At 54.0% G+C, this 391-nt stretch carries 1 pseudogene; it reads right to left on the bottom strand.

Annotated elements, in window-relative coordinates:
• Positions 1-70: 70 nt before the first annotated feature.
• Positions 71-357 (bottom strand): annotated as a pseudogene (locus I6F37_RS44005) (DUF2277 domain-containing protein).
• Positions 358-391: the final 34 nt, after the last annotated feature.

The raw sequence follows: 391 nt of genomic DNA, 5'->3' as shown, positions 1-391 counted from the left end.
CCCATAATACGCCAATCGTATCGAAAACGGATTGGCGAGCAAGCCTTGGGCGCACTTCAAATCCAGCTAATCAGGTCGCTGTCGCATCGGTGGCAGGAAAGCGGTTCGCCGACCTGGCCCGAGCCTTTGTCGCTTCAACTTGACGATCGCGTGGAGGGGAGTTCGTAACCAGCGATTGAAGGAGTTCATGTGCGGCCTGCGCTACTTCATCTACGGCAGATTGAAGGCGAGTTCGTTCGCCTTAGAGGGCCTTGTGAAGCCGCTGAGCTTGCGGACGAATTGCACTGAAGACGCACGGATTTCTTCGTCCGTCGCCGGCGGCTTGAAGTTGTGCAAGGTCTTAATATTTCGACACATAGTATTTAGTTCACCCGGATCTGTGGTTAAAGAC

Origin of the sequence: Bradyrhizobium sp. NBAIM08, assembly GCF_020193935.1 — a bacterium.
GTDB classification, from domain to species: Bacteria; Pseudomonadota; Alphaproteobacteria; order Rhizobiales; family Xanthobacteraceae; genus Bradyrhizobium; species Bradyrhizobium yuanmingense.
The sequence above is the reverse complement of the archived record's forward strand: the minus strand, read 5'-3'. Positions and strand labels throughout refer to the sequence as shown.